Origin of the sequence: Thalassospira sp. CH_XMU1420-2 (assembly GCF_037029325.1) — a bacterium.
GTDB classification, from domain to species: Bacteria; Pseudomonadota; Alphaproteobacteria; order Rhodospirillales; family Thalassospiraceae; genus Thalassospira; species Thalassospira povalilytica.
On sequence record NZ_JAYMEG010000002.1, the window covers coordinates 1 to 25,918 of the forward strand.

Here is a 25,918-nt window from a genome sequence, read left to right on the forward strand (position 1 = left end):
CCGCGTCGCCGCATTCGCTAGCGCCGCACCCCGTCGGTGGAGGCGGGTTATAGGGCCCGCTCCCAAAACTGTCAAACACCTTTTTGCAAAAAAATGACAGAAATGCCGTTACGCAAAATTTTTGCGCGAAAGCATATATAGGTTTCACTTTTATGACCTGCAAGGGCATCACCGACCCAAAATTCCAGCCCGCCAATATTGCCCAGCGCGAGAATGAGACTAAGATGTTCGCGCCAAACCACCACACACCGCCCGCAAAAAGAGAATCCCGGCCTTTAAAAAGACCGAAAAACCACCGAGGACCCCGATGGCGACCATGCCCCACCGCAATAAAGCCCGACCTGATTCGCAAAATGCCCCGACCTTTCCCGATCAGTCGACAACGATCGAGGTAATCGACATGCATACCGGCGGCGAGCCGCTTCGGATTATCACGTCAGGCTATCCCGCCATTCCGGGCGAGGACATTCTTGCCAAGCGCCGATATGCGCGTGACCATCTTGATCATCTGCGCCGGTTCTTGATGTTCGAGCCGCGTGGTCATTACGACATGTATGGCGCGATACTGGTTGAGCCCAGCCTGCCCGAGGCCGATCTGGCGGCTTTGTTCATTCATAATGAAGGTTATTCGACCATGTGTGGCCATGCGATTCTGGCACTTGGTCGTTATGCGATTGATTACGGCCTGGTCAAAGCCGTCGAACCCGTCACCCCGGTCAATATCGAATGCCCGTGCGGACTGGTCCGCGCCGAGGTCGAGGTTACCAATGGCAAGACCGGCAAGGTTCGGTTTTCATCCGTGCCATCCTTCATGTTTGCCAGTGATCTCGCGCTTTGCCTGCCCGATGGCAGGGCCTTTAAAACCGATATCGGATATGGCGGCGCGTTTTATGCGATCCTTGATGCCGGGCAGTTTGGCATGGCGATTACGCCAGACAATGTCGGCCGTCTGACCGCCCTTTCAGAACAGATTTGTCAGGCGGTGAATGACAGCATCACGCTTTCCCATCCCGATCATGATGATCTGGCATTTTTGTATGGCGCGATCCTGACCGACGGGCGCGACGCGTTCTGCCCCCAACCAACACGTAATATATGTGTGTTTGCCAAAAATCAGGTGGATCGCAGCCCGACCGGATCAGGTGTCAGTGCGCGTCTTGCCATCCAGCATGCCAAGGGCCTGATCAAACCCGGTCAAACGCGCCAGTTTGAAAGTGTGATCGGATCAGGTTTTGAGGGATCGGTCGCCGATGTCACCAGTTGCGGTCCGCACGCCGCAATCATCGCATCGGTCAGCGGCCAGGCCCATTACAGCGGCAAGGCCAGTTTCTGGTACGAGGATGGCGATGATGTCGGACAAGGATTTATTGTCCGATAGGTCCTTGAGCTCATCTAGGCCGCAGAGCCCGTCACAGCAAAAAAGGGATGCCGCATCTGGCATCCCTTTTTAGTTATCGGACTCTATCTTTGCGATATCTTTGCGATATCTTGGCGAAATCTGTGCGATGACCGCCTATTCGCGGGCCTTGCGCAGGCATTCCATCAGGCTGTCAGCCGAACTTTGAATGTGATCGGCAAGCAGTTCGACCGCTTCGTCGGTATTGCCAGCCTTGCAAGCTTCGAATATCTGATGATGTTCGCGTTCGGCCCGATCGGTTGCACCGGACAAGGCAAGCTGCGCCTGGGTGAAGCGCACGGTGTTGTTACCGATCATGCGAATGATTTCGAGCGTCTTGGGACGGTTCGATGCCCGGTAAAGCCGGTCATGAAATTCACGGTTAAGCTCGCCCCATTTGGCGACATCCCCCGACCGGAAGGCTTCATCATACACCAGCAGGATGTCTTCGACCGATTTAAGATCGGCCGGGGTCAGGCGCGGCACCGCATGACGAAGCAATTCGCATTCAAGGAGCTTGCGGACTTCGAACAATTCTTCGATTTCATCAAGCGAAAGCTGGGAAACAATTGCGCCCTTGTGCGGTTGAAACGTTACCAGCCCTTCGGCATCAAGACGTTGCAAAGCTTCGCGGACCGGAATACGCGATACGTTATATTCACCGGCAATGGCATCCTGTCGCAACTGGAAGCCTGCGGGGAAATCGCCCGAAAGGATACGTGCCCGAAGGTCTTCGGTCACCTGATCGGTGATGGTACGGCGGGTAAATCGCGGTGATGCGGTCATTTCAGCTCTTTATAATCTGTTACCCGAAATCATGGCGTGCGGGTCGATGTGCCGCCCAGACGGGCCAAGCCCGTCTGGTAATAGTCATAACGCTGGCCCATGCAAGTCGCAATATAATTGCATACTGTATAATTTCCCATGATCGGGCGAAATACAACAAAGGGGGCATAAAGCCCCCTTTGTCACAAACGCCATCGCGACCCGGCTATTTCACAATGAAACCATGCGCATAGGGATCGCGGTCATCAATAAAGATGGTGTTATAGCCATGCTTGCGCGCCCAGCCTTCGATGCCCGGGACCACTGCATCAAATTCCCCGACTTTGGTTTTCTCGACCACGGAAACCCGGAACTGAGAGCCGATGATGCTTTCATGTACCAACTCGTCGGCCGGATCCCACTGCCCCTTGGCGACCAGTTGTGCCAGACGGGCCGAGGAACCGGTGCCGCAGGGAGAACGGTCAATACCCTTGTCGCCATAGAACACCGCATTGCGATGGGTGCTATCAGACTGGGTCGGTTTGCCAGTCCACTGAATATGGGAAAGCCCCTTGATATCAGGATGGAGCGGATGAACGAAGGTGTTTTCCGCATTCAGGCGACGGCGCAATTCCGGGCTGATGCGTTGCAGATCCCCCACCGTGAAATCGGCCATATCGCGGAAATTTTCCTGGGGTTCGACAATCGCATAGAAATTGCCACCATAGGCAACATCAACCTTGATCGGACCAAGATCAGGGCAATCGACCTCGATATCGGTTTTATAAAGGAAGGATGGCACATTGGTCAGCTTGACTGATTCAACATAATCGCCGACCTGCCTATATTCGGCAATCACCAGACCGGCCGGGGTTTCAAGACGCAGACGCCCCGGGGTTTTCGGTTTTACCAGACCTTCCTCGATCGCCATGGTCACAGTCCCGATGGTGCCGTGACCACACATCGGAAGACATCCCGATGTTTCGATAAACAGCACCGCAACATCATAATCATCAGAAGTCGGATCATAGAGGATCGAGCCCGACATGATGTCATGGCCGCGCGGTTCAAACATCAGACCGGTGCGGATCCAGTCATATTCAGCCAGAAAGTGCGCACGCTTTTCGAGCATGTTGGCACCTTCAAGTTTTGGTCCACCGCCTGCAACCAGACGAACCGGATTGCCACAGGTATGACCGTCTATGCAAAAGAAGCTGTTTTTCGCCATTATGGGGCCTGCACTCAGAAGCGATTGATACGATAGGGCGTCATGTCGATCGGCGTTTGCGATCCGGTGACAAGATCGGAAATCAAACGACCGGTGGTCGCCCCCATGGTCAGGCCAAGATGACCATGACCGAACGAGAAGAAGACATTGCGGTGTTTCGGGCTTTTGGAAATGACCGGTTTTGAATCGGGCATCGACGGCCGGAAGCCCATCCATTCGGTGCCGCCTTCGGCATTGAGTTTCGGCAGGACTTCCTTGCCCTTGGCAAACAGGGCCTTGGCACGGTCATAGTTGGGCGGGGCAATCAGCCCGCCAAGTTCAACCGCACCGCCAACGCGAATGCCCATTTCCATCGGTGTCAGGATGATGCTGTCATCGGCACTGATGATGGTGCGCGACAGTTTGACATCATGATAGGGAACGGTGGTGTTATAGCCGCGTTCAGTGTCAAGCGGCACGGGCGAGCCCAGACGTTTGGCCAGCGTTTTCGACCACGCACCGCAGGCAACCACCAGCGTATCAAAGGTGATCTGATCGCCAGATGTGGTCATGGCCGCACGTGGCTGCCCGTCGCGATAGACGAAATCGGTGACATCTGCGGTCTGGAATTTGCCGCCGCGCTCGATGAAATGTTTATACAGACCGGTCACGATTTTGAAGGGATCAAGCACACGGCCCCAGTCTTCTTCGATCACACCACACGGGAAGATCGGTGCCAGATCCGGTTCAAGATCCATGATCTCGTCACGTGTGATATCGCGGATTTTGATCCCCTTGCGCCGACGCAAATCAATGCCGTATTCGGCATCACGCCGGGTCTTTTCCGAGCGATAGACACCAAGCGCGCCTTCCTTTTTAAAGACTGCGTCATTCAAGCCGGCCTCGGCGATCACCGGCTCGTAATCTTCCCAGACGCGATTAAGGATCGCGGCCAGTTCGGCACTGATCTGTTCAACCCGGCTCTTGGAGCTTGCGGCAATGAAGCGCAACAGCCAGGGCATCATTTTGGGCAAATAGGTCCAACGGATCGAAAGCGGACCATAGGGGTCCATCAACCAGCCCGGCACATTCAGCAGCGTTCCGGGCATCGCAATCGGTGCGCATTCGGAAACCGCAATCCCGCCGGCATTGCCAAAGGAAGTCCCCCTGCCCGGCTCCCCGCGATCAAGAATGGTAACGTCATAGCCCTTTTTCAAAAGAGCCAGACCGACATTCACCCCGACAATGCCAGCACCAATGACGACGGCCTTTTTGCCATCACTTGCCGGAGTGTTGGTATCGGGTTTGGTATTGGTCATTTCGGGGCCTCGCCTGATGTGGTGCGCGTTTGGTTTCTTGTCGTGAAATGGTCGCCAGATGGCAGGAAACTCCCCCATGAATAGCCACGGGGGAGCTTACTGTTTCATCAAACCGACCCGGAATGCAATCACGGTTTTCGGGTGCGGGAGGTGTGATTGCGGTCGTTACAAAGGACCAGTAACGAAGCCCTTAGAGCGACGGGCGCGTGTCGATGGCTTTTTGAATGGTTGCCTTGATGGTTTCGAGTTCTTCCCCCACCAGCGGCAGGCGCGGGGCACGCACATGCGGTTTGCCAACGCCGGTCATTTCCTGTGCCAGCTTGATGTATTGCACCAGTTTGGCGTGAACATCCATGTGCAGGACCGGAGTGAACCAGCGATAGATTTCAAGAGCTTCTTTGTATTTGCCCTCAGACAGCAGCTTCCACAGTGCGACTGATTCTTTCGGGAAGGCATCGGTGAAACCGGAAATCCAGCCAACCGCACCAAGAACCTGGGTTTCCATGACAAGGTCATCCATGCCACAGAACAGAACGAAACGATCACCACAGGCATTATAGATGTCGGTGATACGGCGCGGGTCGCCCGAGCTTTCCTTGATCGCGACCAGGTTTTTGACATCGGCAAGCTGATTGAATTCTTCGGGCTTGATGTCGATGCGATAGGCACCCGGGTTGTTATAGATCATGATCGGCAGCTTGGTTGCATTGGCAACCGTGCGGAAATGTTCGATATTTTCGCGCGGATCGGCGGTGTAAACCATGCCCGGTAGCAACATCAGGCCATCGGCACCGATTTTTTCGCATTCCTGGACATAGCGGATCGCCGCCCGGGTGGAGCTTTCGGCAACACCGGAAAGAACCGGAATGCGGCCCTTGGTGACTTCCACAGCAAGCTTCAGAACGGCGACTTTTTCTTCGGGATCAAGGGCAGTGTTTTCACCAACCGACCCCAGCATCACCAGACCGTCAACGCCTGCCTCGATCAGGGCTTCGATCTGTTCTGCGGTCATATCAAAATCGATAGAGCCATCTTCGTTCATCTGGGTTGCAACGGCGGGGAAAACGCCAGTCCAGTTTACCTGCATGGGAAAGTAACCTCCTGATATGGCTGGATAATTCACCTACCCCGCCATGAATGTTCAAACGGTTTGGTCATGGGACCAAATGCAATTCATGTATATTGTATACAAAATTAAAAACACAGGTGCAACGGGTTTCTTCCGCAAAAAGAAAAGGGCCCGAAACCGGGCCCTTTGGTTGGTGGTGATGTCTGCATAATATCAGGCAAAGAATGGCAGTCTCTGAACCCGCGGCGGCATCGTTTCGCCGGTCACGACAGCAAGCGTTTTGGCAATGATCACGCCATCGCACAGCTCATTCTCCACCAGCTTTCTGGCGGCCTTGCCAAATTCTGCGCGTTTTGCGTCATCTTCCATCAGCATTTCGATGGCATTGGCCAATGCGTTTGCATCACGTAGCGGCACCAGAATTCCGTTTTCCTGATCGCAAACAATTTCTCGACACCCGGGCACATCGGTTGCAACCATCGCAAGCCCGCAAGCTGCTGCTTCGAGCAATGCCTTTGGCAATCCTTCGCGCCAGGACGGCAGGACAGCAAGGTCCGCATCGCGCAGAAGCGACGCAACATCACTTCGTTTGCCAAGCCATTCAACAAGGCCGTCTTTTTGCCAACCGATAAGATCAGCCTCATTCGCACTGTCGGGATTGGCCGGATCAACATCGCCAACCAGAAGAATACGGTAGTCACGACCGCTGGATTTAAGCATCCGGGCTGCTTCAATCAGTTCTGCAAGCCCCTTTGACCACAACATGCGGGCTACAAAAATCGCCGTTTTGGGATTACCGGGTGCCTTATCAGCCGGGGCATATGCCGAGATATCAACACCTGATCCCCGCACCAGACTGATACGGTTTTCCTTAAAACCGAGCCCCTTCATCAGGGCAAGATCATCCTGATTTTGCACGATTATATGAACAGAACCAAAGCGGGCATAAACCCGCAAAATCATCGAGACGATGGCACGAACAACCTTTGCCTTGCCCCCGCCCGAAACGAACAGAAAGCCAAGCCCGGTTACCATATTGACCGACCGCCTTGCACCAACCAGCATGCCGGCGAATACCGACAGAACAACACATTGAATGGCAACATTGACGATCACGTCCGGGTTTTCGCGACGGATCAGACAAGCCAATGCCTTAACCGTTTTAAGCGACTTGAACGGGCTTAGCCCGCCACGCGCAATCGGAATATTGACCACGCGGAAACCTTCGGCACGCAGGGCCTCGGTCGCGGCCCCGGTATTGCAGGCAACGACAACCTCGTCACCACGCACCAATGCCGCCCGCCCCAGTCCGATCCGGTGCGAGACGAAAGACCAGTCTTCAGCACAGACAATCATGGTTTTGCGGCGGGATTTGGGTTTTCTTGTCGCAAGTAGCGCTTCACGGCGCAACAACGCCAACGACAATGACAACAGGAAGACCCCGAACCACCATGACGTCCAGAACGAGTAATTGAACAGTCCGGCAAACCAGTACGCGGCCAGCATCATAAGCGGCAAAGCCGCCGCCCTTAGCCCGTTGCAATACACATCCGTAATCGCGGTCTTTGCAATTAACAGAACCAGCGGCACAACGACAGCAAGCCCCACCAGCCCGACTTCAAGCCAGATTTCCATGAACCAGCTATGGGGATGTCCGGGCAACACAGATTGATTGGATGTTCCCGCCATTTCATCGGCACCGGGAACCCAGGGCGATGCATTGATCCCATAGCCGATCAGGGGATGATCAAAGACGTGGCTAAAGGCAAATTTCCAGATCATCTGGCGGTGAATATCAACAAGCCAGGTCGGCAGATAGGCGTCAAAGCCCATCAGGCTGCTTGAATTGCTTGTCACCCCGCTCAACCATGTCAGGGCAATGACGCAAATACCGGCCACCCCGACCAACACGCCGATTTTAAGGACGCGGGACTTGATCAGAAGTACCGCACAAAAACCAACCGCACAGGCCGCAGCCATCATCGCCGCCACATTGGCACGACCATGCGACACCTCAAGGATCGGAAGAATGCAGATTGCCGCCAGCACCGAAACATATCGACGCAATCCCTTATGGTCGACGGCATCAATGACCAGCATCATCGCCCCGAAAATCAGGAAACTGCCAACCGGTTTGAGGCGACGGGTGATGTCGAACGCAAACTCCGGTTCACGCAGCGCCTTGAGCGATAATAATTCCGGATACACAAGAATGGAAAACATGCAGTAACCGACAACTGCAACCGCACCATATATACATGCATCCCACGCAAGCCGTGCTTTTGGTTCGATCAGGCGCATCAGATACCAGATACCCGCCATCATTGCGAAACGCCCGGTCCAGGTTTCTAGCGACTTTCCCGGCATGATCGAACAAGCAGCAGACACGAAAAAGGCCGCCAGTGCCGCGCAGACAAGCAAGCCAATAGGCGTCGCAATATCAGCACGCATTTTGCGCCAGGCTTCACCATGATCAGCAGACGCAAGTGCTGCAATCAGCGACAGTCCAAGCCCGATCCCCAAGGCCGTCCGCCCAAAGAAAAACAGCGGTGCAGAAAGACCAAACAGGATAGCGGCAAGGCCAAGCACAGTGTCGCGCCAATGCCGCGCCGGGACAGATTGTTGCATGATAAGCGGTTCCAAATTGAAGTCTGCCATCTTGCTAAACCTGCACCGTGCCCGCGTCAATCACGGATCGACCAACCCGGCCCGCATGTGGTTTAATCTTCCCAACGATATTCAACCTGTTATCGAAAAAGGATGATCATGGCAGAGATGAAAGCCCTGTTGCGATTTCCTGGCGAGCGCAAAGTCGTCCTTGCCGACTGTCCGGTTCCAATCCCGGGTGACCATGACATCCTTGTTCAAACATGCTTTAGCGTCATCAGCCCGGGCACGGAATTTACTCAGGCACGTCAGGCAACAGCACCGCTTTGGCAAAAGGCATGGCAACGCCCCGATCTTGTTGCACTGACGTTGAAATCACTGGCAACCAGCGGTGCAAAGGCCACCGCTTCGCGCGTCACCAATCAGCTTGGTCGTCCGATGCCATTGGGATATTCGGCAACCGGGCGGATAGAACGCATTGGCGCCAAGGCGGACGGATTTTATCTTGGCCAGCGGGTGGCGATTGCCGGGATGGGCCATGCCAGCCATGCCCAATGGAACCGTGTTCCGGTCAATATGGCCTGCCCGGTTCCCGATAGCGTCCCGGACGACAAGGCGGCCTTTGCCACCCTTTATGCCCTTGCACTGCATGGCTTGCGACAGGGGAAAACAACCATTGGCGACAAGATCGCGATTATCGGTGCGGGGCTGATCGGCCAGTTGCTTTTGCAAGCGGCCCATGCCAGTGGCGCGCGCACCACCATCATCGAACCAAATCCGTTGCGCCGGCAATTTGCACAGGAAAACGGTGCCCATGGCGGTGTCGATCATTGCCGCCACTCACCCCATAACAGTTTTGATGCTGTTTATATCTGTGCTGCCGCAAGCGGCATGCATGCATTGATCGATCAGGCAGCACGCATGTGCCGGGATCGCGGCACAATCATTTGCGTTGGCGATGTCAATATCAGTGCCCATCGCAAAACCCTTTATGACAAGGAAATCAGCATTCATCAGGTCCGCTCATACGGGCCGGGCCGCTATGACCCCGCCTATGAAGAACTGGGCCATGACTACCCGCTGGGCTATGTGCGCTGGACAATCAAACGCAATATGCAGGCTGCCCTTGATTTGATGGCGGATGGCAAACTTGATCCATCCCCCCTGATCACAAACAAGATCACCTTTGCCGATATCGCCGATCATTTCGCAAATGGTCCGTCGCAGGATCAGTTGGCGACACTGGTAAGTTATGACATTGCATCGCAGCCGACCGAGCAAGCCACACCAACCCCGCCAACCCCGCCAAACGATTCCCGGGTGCGCTCGATCCCAAAGCCCCGTCAACCTTCCAAGCAACAACCACCAACACGCAAAGCAAGCCCCGTTACCGTTGGTCTGATCGGCACCGGAAATTACCTTGGCAGCCAGCTGGTCCCGTATCTGAAAAACTGCAGCAATGCCGATATTGTCGCATGCTGTTCCCGTGACGGGCTTTCTGCGATGGCGGTTGCGCGCAAATTTGGCAATGCCCGCGCACTGACATCCGCCAACGAGATTTTCGACAACCCCGCAATCAACAGCGTCATGATCGCCACCCGCCATGACAGCCATGCAGTCCTTGCCGCCGACGCACTGAAATCCGGAAAACATGTCTGGCTTGAAAAACCGATTGCGATAACGCGCGACGAGCTTGCGCTTTTGCACGATTGCCAGTCGGCAATGGCGCCTGATGCGATTTTTATGATCGGGCATAATCGCCGCTATGCCGCCATGACCGCAAAACTGAAAGACGCCCTGCCCGACGGGCCAAAGCATTTCCGATACCGGGTGCGCGTCACCCCGCTTGCCGATCGGCACTGGCTAAACAATCCGGAACAGGGCGGGCGTACAATTGGCGAGATCACCCATTTCATTGACCTGATCGCCAGTCTGAACCGAACTGAAATCAGCGATATCCGTTGCCAGTGGCTTGATCGCAGCACCGGTGACAGCATCTGGACAATCCGGTTCGAGGATGGATCACAAGGTGACATCAGCTATCAGTACAGCACACGTCGCGAACCCAAGGAAATCCTTCAGATCGATGCACCGGGATTTGATGCGCAACTGACGGACTGGCGCAGCCTTTCGATCAATGGACGCACCGTGATGCGCACATATTTCAGCCAGGATAAAGGCCACAGATCGGCCGTTGAAACCTTTGTCGATGCCATCGCATCCGGCAGGCAGGATCGGCTGATGCCAAGTCTTGAAGATGAAATCAAACTGATGGCACTCGTGATCAATGCCGCCGGTTATTGATCAGAAGGCGCCGGCATAAAGAACAATCAACGGCAAGGTGATCATGCTGATCACGGTGGTAATCAGAATGGTCGTGGCCGACCGGTCGATACAGACATTATAACTGCCGGCAATGATCGCCACATTCGCCCCGGATGGCAGCGCGGCCACAAGGGTCAGGATGGTCAGTTGCAAGGGCGGCAGATCAAAGATGAAATGCCCGACCGAAAAGACCAGAAGCGGCTGAACAAACATCTTGGCCACCGTACAGAGCAAGCTGGCACTCAGATTGCCGCGCACTGACTGCCCGTAAAGCCCCGCACCAACCAGCAAAAGCGCAATGGTCGGTCCGGCTGTGCGGAACCGCTCAAAGGTGCCGTCGATCATTTCGGGCATTCGGATCTTAAGCAGGGATGCCAGCACACCCAGAATAATCGCGATGATGATCGGGTTTTTCAAAACCCGCAAAACGCTGCGCAGGACTTTCGGCAACCAGTGCCCGTCACCGCCACTGCGCGATCCTTCGACGATCATGATCGTCATCCCCAGAAGACTGAGCGGATGGATCGACAAAATGATCAGAACCGGCACCAGACCTTCTTCACCGTAAACGGCCTGCACCAGCGGAATGCCCAGAAGAACGATGTTGGAAAACACCCCGCCCATCGCGGTCACGGCGGATTCATCGGTTCTGGCCTTAAGCCACAAACGCGCAATGACAAACACCACCGCAAAGTTCAAAAACACACCGGAATAATAGCTGCCCCACAGGCGCAAATCGAAATGCGCACTGATGTCGGATTGCGACAAAGTCTGGAACAGCATGGCCGGGATAAAGGCATTCATCGCGATTTTGGCAAGGAACGGAATACCCTGGCGAGAGATGATCTTGATATGGGTCAGCACAAAGCCGCACATGATCGTCAAAAAGACAGGACCAACTTTTCCAACGATCAGATCAAGCATATTCCCCCCGGCATCCCTGTAAATCAAGGCGCGATAACAGACCCCAAATTCCATAAATCGCGCAAAAAGAAAGGACGGCATCAGCGATACCGTCCTGAAATAGTACAAAGCAATTTAAATGCTTACCAGTGTTACGGCACGAATGCCGGACAATGCAGCTATGCGCGTCAGGCCTCGGGATCGGTTTGAACCCGGCGAACCGCATCCTTCCACCCTGCCAAAAGACCATCACGGCGCGATGTTTCGATCTTCGGTTCGAAATTGGCATCGAGGTGCCAATTGGCCGAAATATGATCAAGATCGCGGTAAATTCCGGCCTGAAGGCCAGCCAGATAGGCCGCACCAAGTGCCGTGGTTTCCGTTACCTCGGGCCGTTCGACCGAAATGCCCAAAACGTCCGACAGCATCTGGCACAGCCAGTCATTGGCAACCATGCCGCCATCAACACGCACCGCCTTGGGCGATACACCATCTGCGGCCATGGCTTCGAACAGGTCAAATGTCTGGTAACAAACGCTTTCAAGCGCGGCACGGACAAATTCACGCGGGCCGGTATCACGCGTCAGGCCGAAAATCGCCCCGCGCGCATCCGGGTCCCAGTAGGGCGCGCCAAGTCCGGTAAAGGCCGGAACAAGATAAACCCCGTGATTGTCATCAAGGGATTTTGCCAATCCTTCGGTTTCAGCCGCCGATTTGATGATGCCAAGACCATCGCGCAACCATTGCACCGCCGCCCCGGCGACAAAGATCGCCCCTTCGATGGCATAGCTTGTCTTGCCATTGATGCGATACCCGACCGTGGTCAAAAGACGATGCCGGGATGTTACAGCCTCCTCCCCGGTATTGAGGATCACAAAACAACCGGTACCATAGGTGCTTTTGATATCGCCCGGCTCAAAACAGCATTGGCCAAAGGCCGCCGCCTGCTGATCGCCCGCCATGCCCAGAACCGGGATTTCGGCCCCGAACAGATCGGGATCGGTTGCGCCAAAGTCGGCCGCACAATCCTTGACTTCGGGCAGCATGGTTTGCGGCACCCGGAAGATTTGGCAAAGTGTATCATCCCAGGCGTTTTCACGAATGTTAAACAGGTTGGTGCGTGCGGCATTGGTGGCATCGGTCGCATGGGATTTACCACCGGTCAAACGCCACAAAAGGAAACTGTCAACCGTGCCGAACGCAAGATCACCCTGCTCGGCCCGTGCGCGTGCGCCTGATACATGATCAAGGATCCAGGCAACCTTGGTGGCCGAAAAATACGGATCAATCAAAAGACCCGAACGTGCATTGACCGCATCCTCAAGCCCGGGATCACGTTTTTTCAAATCATGACACAGCGACGCGGTGCGACGGTCCTGCCAGACAATGGCATTGTAAATCGCCTTGCCGGTTTTGCGGTCCCAGACAACGGTGGTTTCACGCTGGTTGGTGATGCCAATCGCTGCGACCTGTTTGATATCAACGCGTGCCAATGCCTCTTTGCAGACGGCAACAACCGTGTTCCACAAATCTTCGGGGTCATGTTCGACCCAGCCGCTATTGGGGAAATGTTGGGGGAATTCCTGTTGTGCGACGGAAACGGATCGGCCGTTTTCATCAAAAACAATCGCACGTGAACTTGTCGTTCCCTGATCAATGGCAAGGATGTAACGCGTATCGGTCATTTGTGTTTTCCTCCCGAGCCGGCAGTTTCCCTGCCCTCTGACCCTGCATGATGCCATGCGTTCTGCCCGTCTTTGCGACCGGGCGGTTGGCTTTATCGCTCTATTTAGAAAAAAATCGCACCAAAAAACAATTCGTTTTCGAAAATTTTTCACCGATTTTCTGGCAAAGCCCTGTTGGGTGAGAGCCTATCACACGTTGCATGCGGCAAAAATGAACGGTTTTCGCGCGGCACGCGAATTGCAACAAATCCGGCAAGAATGAATTCCAACCGGCATCTTTTTCCCATGGAGGGCTCTTATGGGATTGTATGACACATTGCTGAGCGTCACCAAAACCGCCTATAGCGCCAAAAGTGCGGCTTCGCAGGGCATGACGATTGCCTCAAACAGTCAACCGCTTCCTGATGACGACAAGGAAGAAAATACCGAGCTGGCCTATATCCGCGAACACGGCTTTACCACCTATGTAAAGGAAATCGAGGAACGCAAAATCGAAGAATTGCGCGCCAAAATCCTTAAAAGCATGGGGCTGGACGAAGACGCGCTGGCCAAAATGGATGCCGAAGATCGTCAGGCGGTCGAAAAAACTATCGCTGATGCCATCGAACAGCAGCTTAATGGCAATACACTTGCCAATGCGGAACTCGGTAAGAATGACGGCAAGGAATCCGAAAGCGAACGCCGCGACCGGATGCAGGCACAGATCGCCTTTAACCCGCGCATGTTTGATGTCTTTACCGAACTGCAATCGGAACTCCCGGCCGGATCGTCACAATCCATCACCGGCGAAGAAGACGATCCCCAGACATCGGGCGCACGAAAAGATCTGTTTTCGGCTTGATCATCCCGGGCAACAGACCAGCACAATCACAAACGAAAAGGGCGCTGCGATGTGCAGCGCCCTTTTGCTTGCGTGCCCTGTCCGGGATCAGTCGTCGATCCCGCCAATGCAGACATATTTGACTTCGAGATAATCCTCGACGCCGTATTTCGACCCCTCGCGGCCAACACCGGACTGTTTGAAACCGCCAAACGGTGCAACCTCGGTCGCCATGACGCCGACATTCACACCGACCAGACCGCTTTCAAGTCCTTCGGCCAGCTTCCAGATGCGCGAAATGTCACGCGAATAGAAATATGACGCCAGGCCAAATTCGGAATCATTGGCCATTTCCAGAACTTCGTCATCGCTGTGGAAACGGATCAGGGGCGCCATCGGACCAAAGGTTTCCTCGCGGAAGACCGTCATGTCACGGTTGGCATCGGCAATCACCGTCGGCTGGAAGAACGACCCGCCAAGTTCATGGCGCTTGCCACCGGTCAGGATACGGCCACCTTTGGACACAGCGTCGGCAACCTGGTTTTCAACCTTTGCCACCGCTTTCTCATTGATCAGCGGACCAATGACCACGCCGTCCTCAAAACCGTTACCGACCGGCATTTCGGCGACTTTGGCGGCATATTTTTCGGCAAATTCGTCATAGACCGCATCATGGACAAACAGACGGTTCGCACAGACACAGGTCTGACCGGCATTGCGGTATTTCGATGCAATCGCACCTTCGACCGCGGCATCGATATCGGCATCTTCACAGACGATGAACGGCGCATTGCCACCAAGTTCAAGGCTGATTTTCTTGACCGTATCGGCACATTGACGCATCAGCAGACGCCCGACCGGGGTCGATCCGGTAAAGGTCAGTTTGCGGACTTTCGGGTTTTCGGTCATTTCCGCACCGATTTCGACCGCTTCACCGGTGACAATCGACAGCAGCCCTTTGGGAAGGCCGGCACGTTCGGCCAGGATCGCCATGGCCAGTGCGGAATAAGGCGTTTCCATTGCCGGTTTGACCACCATCGCACAGCCAACCGCCAGTGCCGGGCCCGCCTTGCGCGTGATCATTGCCGTCGGGAAGTTCCACGGCGTGATCGCGGCACAAACACCGACCGGTTCTTTCAGAACCATCACACGGCGGCCTTCGGCAAAGGTCGGGATCACGTCACCGTAAATACGTTTGCCTTCTTCGGCGAACCATTGCAGGAAGCTTGACGCATAGGCGATTTCGCCCTTCGCCTCGGCAAGCGGCTTGCCCTGTTCAGCGGTCATGATGGCACCAAGATCATCCTGATTTTCCATCATCAGATCGTACCATTTCATCAGAATGGCCGAACGTTCCTTCGCCGTGCGCTTTTTCCAAAGCTTCTGGGCCTTTTCGGCAACATTGACCGCATGGGCGACCGCATCGCGGCCAAGGACCGGCACAGTGCCAAGCACTTCACCGGTGGCCGGGTTGGTGACCTGTTCGGTTTTCCCGTCTGGGGCATCGACCCATTCCCCGCCGACATAGGCCTGCTGGGTGAAAAGTGACGGGTCTTTAAGCGATATCATTTTAGTGCCTCCGGAATTCTTTATTGGGAGCAACTCGATCGGATATCCCACATCTAGTCTGCTCCGGGATCAATGCCACATCTTCGCGAGATATTTCTGCCTTGGCAATCGCAAACAACCATGACCACGCCCTTTGCCAGAAGATTGCAACCGGTCGCTCATTCAACCGGAATTTTGGCAGAAAATGCGACCCCGGCGTCTTCTGCATGGCGCCCGCACCCACCTGCGAACACCATCTGCATCGTGAAAACGTCGCGTAATCCACCGGTTACAGGAGTCCCATCGATTTTCGATTTCTACCGATTCCGATCATTTTCAAAGCTAGGCAAACGCTGACTGCTCCCCGCCCGCAGGCCTGTGAATTCGGCTATTTTCAAATAAAATTACTAAATATCAAATGCATAGCAAAATCCACCTCAGGTTCGTTATCGAAAATTTAACCCGGTAATAATTTTCGCTTGCAATTATTTTTAGCCACTCGTAACGTTTGTGAAATAACGGAACGGCATCTGAGAACAGCCGTCACAAATAAGAGCACCAGGGAGGCAACGGTTGCTCAGTTCAGAAACATTCGACATTGCCATCATTGGCGGTGGCATCAATGGTACGGGCATTGCGCGCGACGCGTCGGGCCGCGGGCTGAGTGTCTTTTTGTGTGAAAAGGACGACCTTGCCAGCGCCACCTCATCGGCCAGCACCAAACTGATCCATGGCGGCCTGCGCTATCTTGAACATTATGAATTCCGGCTGGTCCGCGAGGCATTGATCGAACGCGAAGTGTTGCTGCGCGCTGCCCCGCATATCATCTGGCCGCTGCGTTTTGTGCTGCCCCATGTCAAGGGTCTGCGCCCGGCATGGATGATCCGCCTGGGTCTGTTTTTGTATGATCATCTTGGTGGGCGCGAAAAACTTCCGGGATCGGAGGGCATCCGTCTTGCATCCCATCCGGCCGGCCAGCCCTTGGTCAAGGGCATGGACAAGGCATTCGTCTATTCCGATTGCTGGGTGCAGGATGCCCGTCTGGTGGTTCTTAATGCCATGGACGCACGAGACAAGGGTGCCGATATTCGCACACGTACCGAATGTGTGTCGGCCAAACGCGACGGCGATCTTTGGAATGTCACGATCCGCAACATTGATGATGGCAGTGAACAGGTCATAAAGGCCAGATCACTGGTCAATGCCGCAGGCCCATGGTGTGCAGAACTGCTTGAAAGCCGGGTCGAGGCCAAAAAGAAGCAGGGCATCCGCATGGTTCAGGGCAGCCACATCGTCGTGCCCAAACTGTTTGACCATGAATATTGCTATATCTTCCAGAACCCGGACGGCCGCATCGTTTTTGCCATCCCCTATGAACAGGATTTCACCCTGATCGGCACGACGGACCGGGATTATAAGGGCGATCCGTCCAAGGTCGCGATCAGCGACGAGGAAACGCAATATCTGTGCGATCTTGCCAACAGCTATTTCGAAAAGAAAATCACCACCGATGATGTTGTCTGGACCTATTCCGGGGTGCGCCCGCTTTATGGCGATGGCAGCGAAGACGCATCACAGGTCACCCGCGACTATGTTCTTGAAATTGATCGCGGTGATCAGCAACAGGATGGTGCACCGCTTCTAAACATCTATGGCGGCAAGATCACGACCTATCGCAAGCTTGCTGAATCAGCCATGACCAAGCTTTGCCCTTTGCTGGGGCAGAAAGACACCCGCTGGACCGCGACAAGCGCGCTTCCGGGGGGCGACATGCCGGACGCGGATTTCGAGCGGTATCTTACCGCGATGCACAAGAAATTTCCGTGGATTCCCGACGCACAAATCTACCGTTACGTGCAAAACTACGGCACACTCACCAACAGAATTGTTGGTGATGCGTCTGATCTTCAGGGGCTTGGCAGGCATCTGGGGGATGACGTTTACGAATGTGAATTGCGCTATCTGGTGGATTGTGAATGGGCCAAAACAGCCCAGGACGTTTTGTGGCGCCGCTCCAAGCTGGGGCTGCATGTATCGGATGAGACGCGTAATGCCATTGTCCAATGGTTCGCAACGGAACCGAAATCAAAAAACACCGTGAAAACGGGCGAAGGAAACAGTGGAAAATGACCCTTACGCTTGAAAACATATCCAAGACCGTGGGAGGGGAGTCCCACATCGACGATGTGTCGATGACGCTGGAACCGGGATCATTCAACGTCCTTTTGGGGCGGACCCTGGCCGGCAAGACCACCTTGATGCGCATTATGGCCGGGCTTGAACCGCCAAGCAGCGGGCGCATTCTGGTCGATAATGTCGATGTGACCGGCATGGCCGTGCAAAAGCGCAATGTCGCCATGGTCTATCAGCAATTCATCAATTACCCGTCGATGAATGTCTATGACAATATCGCCTCCCCCCTGAAGCTTCAGGGTGTCGCCAAGGCTGAAATCGACAAGCGTGTGCGTTCAACCGCCGAGTTGATGCATATCGAACATCTGCTTGATCGTCTGCCACAGGAACTTTCCGGTGGTCAGCAACAGCGTACCGCCATGGCACGCGCCATGGTCAAGGATTGCAAATTGCTGTTGCTTGACGAACCGCTGGTCAATCTTGACTACAAATTGCGCGAAGAACTGCGCGAAGAAATCCCGAACCTTCTGGCCGAACGCGACACCATTGTTGTCTATGCCACGACCGAACCGATGGAAGCCCTGCTTCTGGGTGGGAAATGTGCGGTCATGCATGAAGGCCGCGTCACCCAGTTTGGCCCGACCACACAGGTTTACCACAACCCGGCCTTTGTCGAGACCGGCCTGATCTTTTCCGATCCGCCGATCAATCTTGTCGATGCCGAAGTCCGCGATGGCGCGATCTTTATGAAATCGGGTCATCAGGTGCCGCTTGCCGGTCATCTGTCGGGGCTTTCGAACGGCGCCTACACCCTTGGCATTCGCGCCAACCACCTTTCGGTTGATCCGACCGGGGATAACACGATCGCCATGCAGGGACAGGTTGAACTGGCCGAAATCACCGGTTCGGAAACCTTTGTCCATGTGCATTTCAACGATGTTTCCTGGGTCATTCAGGAAGAAGGCGTTCACAACCCGCGTCTGGGCGAAGCCACGTCCTTCTATGTCGATCCGACACGTCTGTTTGCCTTTGATGCAAACGGCAAACTCGTGGCCGCCCCGCCGGTCGAGATTTCCAACGGCAAAGCGGCGTGAGGTGAGTTAGAAAAATGGCACGTATTGATCTTAAAAGCCTGGCGCATTCATACTTCCCCGATCCGAAATCGGACGAGGATTATGCCCTTCGCCGCATGGAACATGTCTGGGAAGATGGCGGGGCCTATGCCCTTTTGGGCCCGTCGGGCTGTGGCAAGACCACATTGCTCAACATCATTTCCGGCCTTCTGACGCCCTCGCACGGGCAGGTTCTTTTTGATGGCAAGGATGTCACCCATCTGGCCCCGGAAGACCGCAACATCGCACAGGTTTTCCAGTTCCCGGTGATCTATGACACCATGACGGTTTACGAAAACCTGGCCTTTCCGTTGCGCAACCGAGGTGTCGATGAAAAACGCGTCGATGCGCGTGTGCGCGAAATCGCCGGAATGCTGGATCTGACCGGCAAGCTCAAACAAAAGGCCCGCGGCCTTGGCGCGGATGAAAAACAGACCATCTCGCTTGGCCGTGGTCTGGTCCGTGACGATGTTTCGGCCATTCTGTTTGACGAACCGCTGACGGTGATTGACCCGCATCTGAAATGGGTTCTGCGCCGCAAGCTTAAGGAAATTCACAACAAACTGCGCCCGACCATGGTCTATGTCACCCATGATCAGGTCGAAGCCCTGACTTTTGCCGACAAGGTCGTCGTCATGTATGGCGGCAAGGTCGTGCAGTTGGGCACCCCGCAGGAACTGTTTGAAAATCCGGCCCATACCTTTGTCGGGTACTTCATCGGAAGCCCCGGCATGAACATCATGGATTGCAAGATCGATGATGGTGCGGCCTGGATTGACGGGCAACGGATCGGACTTTCTGACCGTCACCTTGATGCCGTTTCCAAACAAAGCGGCAAGATCGAACTCGGTATCCGCCCGGAATTCCTGACACTGGAAACCGGTGCCACGACCAAAGGAACTGATGGTGTTGAGGTCAACATTATCAAGGTCGAAGACCTTGGCCAGTACAAGATCGCGACCACCCGGTTTGGCGCATCCGAAATCAAGGTCAAGCTTGGCGAAGACGAACAGGTGATCGGACAGTCCGGCATCCTGCGCTTTGCGCCGGAATGGACCAAGCTTTACGCCGACAGTCAGTTGGTCGCGTAAGGGGGGATGGGGAAATGAACAAGATTACCAACAACAAGGCCTGGTTCCTCGTCCTGCCAGTGTTCTTCATCGTTGCCATCAGCGCGATCATTCCGCTGATGACGGTTGTGAACTATTCCGTTCAGGACATTTTTGATCCGCAAACCCGGTTCTTTGTCGGTACCGAATGGTTCGAACAGGTTCTGGGCGATAGTCGCCTGCATGATGCGCTGATCCGTCAGATCATCTATACACTCAGCGTTCTGTTCATCGAAATCCCGCTGGGGATTGCGGTTGCGCTGACCCTGCCGCGCAAGGGCTGGGGTGTATCGGCATCGATGGTTCTGCTGGCCTTGCCGCTGCTTATTCCATGGAACGTGGTTGGCACCATCTGGCAGATTTTCGGCCGTGCCGACATTGGCCTTGGCGGTTATGTCATCAATCTTCTGGGCATTGACTATAACTATTCCCAGAACCCGATGGATGCATGGGTCACGGTTCTTGTCATGGATGTATGGCACTGGACCAGCCTGATTGTGCTGCTGTGCTATGCCGGGTTGCGTTCGATCCCGGATGCCTATTATCAGGCGGCCAAAATTGACGGCGCATCGCGCTGGGCCGTGTTCCGCTTTATCCAGCTTCCGAAAATGCAGTCGGTTCTCGTGATCGGTGTTCTGCTGCGCTTTATGGACAGCTTCATGATCTATACCGAACCGTTCGTCCTGACCGGCGGCGGACCGGGCAATGCCACAACCTTCCTTAGCCAGTTCCTGACCCGTATGGCGGTCGGCCAGTTTGACCTTGGGCCTGCTGCGGCCTTCTCGCTGGTCTACTTCCTGATCATTCTGCTGGTTTGCTGGGTTTTCTATACCGTCGTGATGAACGCCGGAAAGCGGGAGGAACAATAAAATGCACTTCCAGAAACGTCATATCGGACTTCTTCTTTATATCCTGTTCCTGTTGCTGCCGATCTATTGGCTGTTCAACATGTCGATCAAGACCAATACGGAAATCCTAGGGGCCATGACCCTGTTCCCGGATAATCCGACCTTGGCGAACTATGCGACGATCCTGACCGATCCGGCATGGTATTCGGGTTATATCAACTCGATGATCTATGTCGGGATCAACGTGATCATTTCGCTGGTTGTGGCCCTTCCGGCGGCTTATGCATTCTCGCGGTTCAACTTTACCGGCGACAAGCATCTGTTCTTCTGGCTTCTGACCAACCGCATGGCGCCGCCGGCCGTGTTCCTGTTGCCGTTCTTCCAGCTTTATTCAAGTGTCGGCCTGTTTGACACCCATATTGCCGTGGCCCTTGCGCACTGCCTGTTCAACGTGCCGCTGGCGGTGTGGATTTTGGAAGGCTTCATGTCAGGCATTCCCAAGGAAATCGATGAAACCGCCTATATCGACGGTTATTCGTTCCCGCGCTTCTTTGCCACGATCTTCATTCCGCTGATCCGGTCCGGTATCGGGGTGACCGCCTTCTTCTGCTTCATGTTCAGCTGGGTTGAACTGCTTTTGGCCCGCACCCTGACCTCGGTCGATGCAAAACCGATCGTGGCCACCATGACCCGTACGGTTTCGGCATCGGGTCTTGATTGGGGTGTGCTGGCAGCAGCAGGTGTTTTGACAATCGTCCCGGGGGCCTTGGTGATCTGGTTTGTGCGCAACTACATCGCCAAAGGTTTCGCGATGGGTCGCGTGTAATCGGCAAACAGGAGGAATATCAACATGTCTTGGATGGCCTGGACCCCGATTACCGCTGTGTTTTTCAGCTGCATCATCTTGATGCTGATCGGAATGGGAATTTGGCAGGCGGTATCACCAACCGTCCCGCGGCGCGGCTTCTTGCCGCTGACCACCACGCGCGGTGACCGCCTTTTCATCAGTCTACTGGGTGCGGCCTATATCCATCTTGGATGGCTGGCCTTTACCGACATCGCCCTTTGGGTCGGTTCGGTGATCGCACTGGCCTGGCTCATCATTGTGATGCGCTGGGGATGATCCCGGGGAACGGCGCTGTGATCTGTCACAGTGCAGTTCCCTTGATATTCGTCGCGGCGGGTTGTCTGTCTTCCCCTGCCGTTGATGACCGGGTTTGATCCGGATGAGCAAAAAGGAAGACAACCAGGGAGAAAACGACATGATCGTTAAAGCCAAAGGCGCTTCGAGCGTTGTTAAAGGCAGTGCCGTTGCAGTCGCTCTTGGTCTTGCTGTACTGGCCAACCCGGCCATGGCTGACCAGTATACTGACGCGGCCAAGAAATGGATCGACAGCGAGTTTCAGCCGTCGAGCCTGAGCAAGGATGCCCAAATGGCCGAACTGGAATGGTTCATCAAGGCAGCCGAGCCGTTCCGTGGCATGGACATCAACGTGGTGTCCGAAACCATCACCACGCATGAATATGAATCCAAGGTTCTGGCAAAGGCTTTCTCGGAAATCACCGGGATCAACCTGACCCATGACCTGATTGGTGAAGGTGACGTCATCGAGAAACTGCAAACCCAGATGCAGTCGAACCGTAACATCTATGACGCCTATATCAATGACTCGGACCTGATCGGCACCCATTCGCGCTATGACGCGGTTGTGCCGCTTTCCGACTTCATGTCCGGCGAAGGCAAAGACGTTACCTCCCCGACCCTTGATCTTGAAGATTTCATCGGTCTGTCTTTCACCACCGGCCCGGATGGCAAGCTTTATCAGCTTCCTGACCAGCAGTTCGCGAACCTTTACTGGTTCCGCTATGACTGGTTCCAGCGTGAAGACCTGCAAAAGCAGTTCAAAGACAAATACGGCTATGACCTTGGCGTTCCGGTCAACTGGTCGGCTTATGAAGACATCGCCGAATTCTTCACCAACGATGTCGGTGAAATCGACGGTCAAAAAGTCTATGGCCACATGGATTACGGTAAAAAGGACCCGTCGCTGGGTTGGCGCTTTACCGATGCGTGGCTGTCGATGGCAGGTGCTGGCGACAAGGGCCTTCCGAACGGTCTTCCGGTTGACGAATGGGGCATCCGCGTTGAAGGCTGCGCACCGGCCGGTTCAAGCGTGACCCGTGGTGGTGCGGCCAACGGCCCGGCGGCTGTTTACGCCCTGACCAAATATATCGACTGGCTCAAGGCCTATGCCCCGGCAGAAGCCGCTGGCATGACCTTTGGCGAAGCTGGTCCGGTTCCGGCACAGGGCCAGATCGCACAGCAGATCTTCTGGTACACCGCCTTTACCGCCGACATGGCGAAAAAAGGCACCCCGGTTGTGAACGAAGACGGCACGCCGAAATGGCGTATGGCCCCGTCCCCGCACGGCCCGTACTGGGAAGAAGGCATGAAGCTTGGCTATCAGGACGTGGGTTCCTGGACGCTGATGAAGTCCACCCCGCTTGAGCGCCGCAAAGCTGCATGGCTTTATGCGCAGTTCGTAACCTCGAAATCCGTATCGCTGAAAAAGACCCTGACCGGTCTGACCCCGATCCGTCAGTCTGACCTGGACACCCAGGAAATGACCGATATCGCACCGAACTGGGGTGGTCTGGTTGAATTCTATCGTTCCCCGGCCCGTGTCCAGTGGTCGCCGACCGGTACCAACGTTCCGGATTATCCGAAACTGGCTCAGCTCTGGTGGCAGAACGTTGCCGAAGCTGTAACCGGCGAACGCACCCCGCAGGAAGCAATGGATAACCTTGCGACCTCGATGGACCGTGTTCTTCAGCGTCTGGAACGTGCAGGCATCGGTGGCGAATGCGCACCGAAACTGAACGAAGAACGTGATGCACAATACTGGTTCGACCAGCCCGGTGCACCGAAAGCGAAACTCGCAAATGAAAAACCGCAGGGTGAGACCGTCAAATATGACGATCTGATCGCGGAATGGCGTGCGGCTCAGAAAAACTAGGAGCCACACTACTGGGGGTGCCGGGGGTGTTTTTCATCCCCGGCCGTCCCCGATATCGCTTTATTGTTTGATCGATTTTCAGCCATCCATTTCATCACAGTCACATTTGCAATGCTTTTTACCTCCCTGCAATGAGCGCACCTTACGGGACTGACTTTCCCCTTTTTGGCGGAAAGCCGGTCCCGCCTTTTTCCGCCCGGATTTGCAAACAAGGCACAGGGTTCCGACCTTCATGACATATCTGACCGATCCATTTTCAAAGATGCCGCAAACCAAACTGTTGCGCCGATCCCTGTGCGCTTTGGCACTTATTCTTGCCGGACATGTATCCCTGTCGGCACCGGCATCTGCCGGGTCGATGCTTGATGAAGGTGTTTCGGCCTATCGCCACGGCAACTTCGAAAAATCGGCGAAAATTTTTACCCCGCTTGCCCGGAACGGCGATGCCACCGCGCAATATCTTTTGTCCTGTCAGATGATCAACGGGGCGGGTGTCAGTGCCGATGAGGCAACCGGTTGGGACATGATGCAACAGGCCACCGACAACCGGCATCCCGATGCCAGCATCATCATGGCCCGCAAACTCGAAGCATCCGGCGCCCCGACCGACCAGATCCGGGCGCTTTATCAACAAAGTGCCGATCAGGGCGAAACACAGGCCATGCTTTGGCTGGCCCTTGACGCGCTTGATCAGGGCAAAGCCGATGATGCCAAGGCATTGCTTGAAAAAGCATGGGAACTTGGCGATCCGCGTGCGGCAACGCTTCTTGCCAACCGTTTCACCAAAACCGACAGCGGCCGGTATCAATATCTTCGTTCTGCCGCCCAGCGTGGTGAAATGCGGGCCGCGGCCTATCTTGCCGAAGAAGCACGGTCAGTTGACGATACTGCAGAGGCCGTTGGCTGGTGTGCGATTGCCACCGGCCTTCCCGGTCATAACGAACATGTCGACTGGAAATCCATCGGAGATGCGGTTGAAAAGAACTGCGCAAAGTTTGACAAGGACCTTGGCGAACAGGACCGCGCAGCCAACCGCGAACGGGTCGACCAGTTCCTTGCCACATTCTTTGAAAACTATCAGCCATGGACCCCGTGGAAGCCCTGTGCCGTAAGGTAAATTTGTCAGGGCGCGGGCATCTCTTGTCTTGATAAAATGACCGGAATCCACACATACTTCGGGTAGATTTATCCGGGGATGTGGTGTGGAACGGTTTGCACGATTTATTGTAACTTTCAGATGGACTGCGATCTGTCTTTTGTTGGCAATGAGCTGTGCAGTTTCAAGCCCGGATGCCAAGGCATCCGATCACGTTCCGCTTGAAATCATCTGGCAACAGGTGCCTTCTGCCCCGGCAGTAATCACCGAAGGCCCGTCCGTTGGCGAAGGCTATTTGCAGCGCACGACCGACTGGCTGATCAGCCATCTTCCCGAATTTCACCACCAGATACGTGTGATGCCGGTGCCCAAGGTCCTTGATGAAATGGCCAAGGGGCAATTCATCTGTTCGAACTTTCTGTTCGAAAGTGCGCTGCGCAGCGAATATATGCTGTTCTCCGACCCGGTGATGGAATTGCATCCGATCCACTTGTTCATCGCCCCGGAAAAGCTGCCTGATTTGCGCTTTGCCATGCGTGACGGGGCGGTTGATCTGGGGCTTCTGGCCGGTCAGGACAAACTGTCGATCGGCATATCGGTGGGCTATCGCTTTGACGAGGGACTGGTACCCGGCATCAATGACTTTTTAAACGCCCATATGACCCAAAGTGCCGGCACGACCGAAATGGTTGTTCGGCTGTTTGATGTCCGCCGCATTGATGGGTTCATCGCCTATGAGGTCAATGTGAACTACTATCGCGAAACTGCACAGCTTGACCGTGACACTGTGGCTGTGCCGATTGTCGGGGTGCCGCGCCGCCCCCTGCCGGTGTCATGCAGCGGTGACAAACAGCAGGCCCGAAAGATCATTGATGCGGTAAATCTGTTGCTGTCCAACCCGGAAAATCGCCGCGAAATTCACGCTTTCTATACCCGCTGGTCAGAACCCGCACATTAAA

21 protein-coding genes are annotated in these 25,918 nt (G+C 54.9%); 13 read left to right on the top strand and 8 right to left on the bottom strand.

The features are described 5' to 3' along the window. The first annotated feature begins 307 nt into the window (after positions 1 to 307). Positions 308 to 1,378, top strand: a complete 1,071-nt coding sequence (locus tag WA429_RS04725; RefSeq protein WP_287465863.1) for a proline racemase family protein — start codon at positions 308 to 310, stop codon at positions 1,376 to 1,378. 135 nt (positions 1,379 to 1,513) lie between these two features. Here the strand turns inward: WA429_RS04725 and WA429_RS04730 are convergent, their stop codons facing one another. From WA429_RS04730 to WA429_RS04750, 5 genes are all read right to left on the bottom strand, one after another. Next, positions 1,514 to 2,182 (bottom strand): GntR family transcriptional regulator, encoded by a 669-nt coding sequence (locus WA429_RS04730; RefSeq protein ID WP_068518476.1) that lies wholly within the window; start codon positions 2,180 to 2,182, stop codon positions 1,514 to 1,516. Between the two features lie 205 nt (positions 2,183 to 2,387). Further along, on the bottom strand, positions 2,388 to 3,389 hold the full coding sequence (locus WA429_RS04735) for a 4-hydroxyproline epimerase (protein ID WP_206927809.1): 1,002 nt from the start codon (positions 3,387 to 3,389) through the stop codon (positions 2,388 to 2,390). Between the two features lie 14 nt (positions 3,390 to 3,403). Then, a complete protein-coding gene (locus WA429_RS04740; RefSeq protein ID WP_287465862.1) occupies positions 3,404 to 4,687 on the bottom strand; it encodes an NAD(P)/FAD-dependent oxidoreductase in 1,284 nt (427 codons plus the stop codon). A gap of 190 nt (positions 4,688 to 4,877) precedes the next feature. Then, positions 4,878 to 5,774: a dihydrodipicolinate synthase family protein gene (locus WA429_RS04745; protein ID WP_068518479.1), complete on the bottom strand. Its 897-nt coding sequence runs from the start codon at positions 5,772 to 5,774 to the stop codon at positions 4,878 to 4,880. A 195-nt stretch (positions 5,775 to 5,969) separates the two neighbouring features. Further along, positions 5,970 to 8,384, bottom strand: coding sequence for a glycosyltransferase (locus WA429_RS04750; protein ID WP_287465860.1), 2,415 nt, complete (start codon positions 8,382 to 8,384; stop codon positions 5,970 to 5,972). A 138-nt stretch (positions 8,385 to 8,522) separates the two neighbouring features. On the opposite strand from WA429_RS04750, the gene WA429_RS04755 reads away from it, so the two are divergent. Beyond that, a complete protein-coding gene (locus WA429_RS04755) occupies positions 8,523 to 10,667 on the top strand; it encodes a bi-domain-containing oxidoreductase (RefSeq protein WP_287465859.1) in 2,145 nt (714 codons plus the stop codon). On the opposite strand, the gene WA429_RS04760 is transcribed toward WA429_RS04755, so the two are convergent. Further along, positions 10,668 to 11,612, bottom strand: coding sequence for an AEC family transporter (locus tag WA429_RS04760; RefSeq protein ID WP_068518001.1), 945 nt, complete (start codon positions 11,610 to 11,612; stop codon positions 10,668 to 10,670). 167 nt (positions 11,613 to 11,779) lie between these two features. Continuing rightward, entirely contained in the window at positions 11,780 to 13,276 is a 1,497-nt protein-coding gene (glpK, locus tag WA429_RS04765; protein ID WP_287465858.1) for a glycerol kinase GlpK, read from the bottom strand. Positions 13,277 to 13,331: 55 nt separating this feature from the next. On the opposite strand from glpK, the gene WA429_RS04770 reads away from it, so the two are divergent. Together WA429_RS04770 and WA429_RS04775 are read left to right on the top strand one after the other, a co-directional pair. Continuing rightward, positions 13,332 to 13,538 carry a hypothetical protein gene (locus tag WA429_RS04770; protein WP_287465857.1) on the top strand — a complete coding sequence of 69 codons (207 nt, stop codon included), beginning with the start codon at positions 13,332 to 13,334 and terminating at the stop codon, positions 13,536 to 13,538. Positions 13,539 to 13,574: 36 nt separating this feature from the next. After that, positions 13,575 to 14,117, top strand: a complete 543-nt coding sequence (locus WA429_RS04775) for a hypothetical protein (protein WP_287465856.1) — start codon at positions 13,575 to 13,577, stop codon at positions 14,115 to 14,117. Positions 14,118 to 14,204: 87 nt separating this feature from the next. On the opposite strand, the gene WA429_RS04780 is transcribed toward WA429_RS04775, so the two are convergent. Continuing rightward, entirely contained in the window at positions 14,205 to 15,665 is a 1,461-nt protein-coding gene (locus tag WA429_RS04780; RefSeq protein ID WP_287465855.1) for an NAD-dependent succinate-semialdehyde dehydrogenase, read from the bottom strand. A gap of 552 nt (positions 15,666 to 16,217) precedes the next feature. Between WA429_RS04780 and glpD the strand changes: the two genes are divergently transcribed. The 9 genes from glpD to WA429_RS04825 all read left to right on the top strand — a co-directional run bounded on the left by glpD (position 16,218) and on the right by WA429_RS04825 (position 25,917). Beyond that, on the top strand, positions 16,218 to 17,774 hold the full coding sequence (gene glpD, locus WA429_RS04785; RefSeq protein ID WP_287465854.1) for a glycerol-3-phosphate dehydrogenase: 1,557 nt from the start codon (positions 16,218 to 16,220) through the stop codon (positions 17,772 to 17,774). Next, a complete protein-coding gene (locus WA429_RS04790; protein ID WP_114114373.1) occupies positions 17,771 to 18,871 on the top strand; it encodes an ABC transporter ATP-binding protein in 1,101 nt (366 codons plus the stop codon). Before glpD ends, WA429_RS04790 begins: the two co-directional genes overlap by 4 nt. A 14-nt stretch (positions 18,872 to 18,885) precedes the next feature. Next, complete coding sequence (locus WA429_RS04795) at positions 18,886 to 19,980, top strand: ABC transporter ATP-binding protein (protein ID WP_287465853.1); 1,095 nt, start codon at positions 18,886 to 18,888, stop codon at positions 19,978 to 19,980. A gap of 14 nt (positions 19,981 to 19,994) precedes the next feature. Continuing rightward, the gene (locus tag WA429_RS04800) at positions 19,995 to 20,867 is read left to right on the top strand and encodes a carbohydrate ABC transporter permease (protein ID WP_068517981.1); all 873 of its coding nucleotides are present in this window, start codon (positions 19,995 to 19,997) and stop codon (positions 20,865 to 20,867) included. A 1-nt stretch (position 20,868) separates the two neighbouring features. Continuing rightward, positions 20,869 to 21,672, top strand: a complete 804-nt coding sequence (locus WA429_RS04805; RefSeq protein ID WP_068517980.1) for a carbohydrate ABC transporter permease — start codon at positions 20,869 to 20,871, stop codon at positions 21,670 to 21,672. A gap of 24 nt (positions 21,673 to 21,696) precedes the next feature. Continuing rightward, entirely contained in the window at positions 21,697 to 21,969 is a 273-nt protein-coding gene (locus WA429_RS04810) for a DUF2160 domain-containing protein (RefSeq protein WP_068517979.1), read from the top strand. Between the two features lie 139 nt (positions 21,970 to 22,108). After that, positions 22,109 to 23,863, top strand: a complete 1,755-nt coding sequence (locus WA429_RS04815; protein ID WP_068518000.1) for an ABC transporter substrate-binding protein — start codon at positions 22,109 to 22,111, stop codon at positions 23,861 to 23,863. Positions 23,864 to 24,095: 232 nt separating this feature from the next. Further along, entirely contained in the window at positions 24,096 to 24,980 is an 885-nt protein-coding gene (locus tag WA429_RS04820) for a tetratricopeptide repeat protein (RefSeq protein ID WP_287465852.1), read from the top strand. Positions 24,981 to 25,128: 148 nt separating this feature from the next. Next, positions 25,129 to 25,917: a hypothetical protein gene (locus WA429_RS04825; protein WP_336107182.1), complete on the top strand. Its 789-nt coding sequence runs from the start codon at positions 25,129 to 25,131 to the stop codon at positions 25,915 to 25,917. Position 25,918 lies beyond the last annotated feature (1 nt).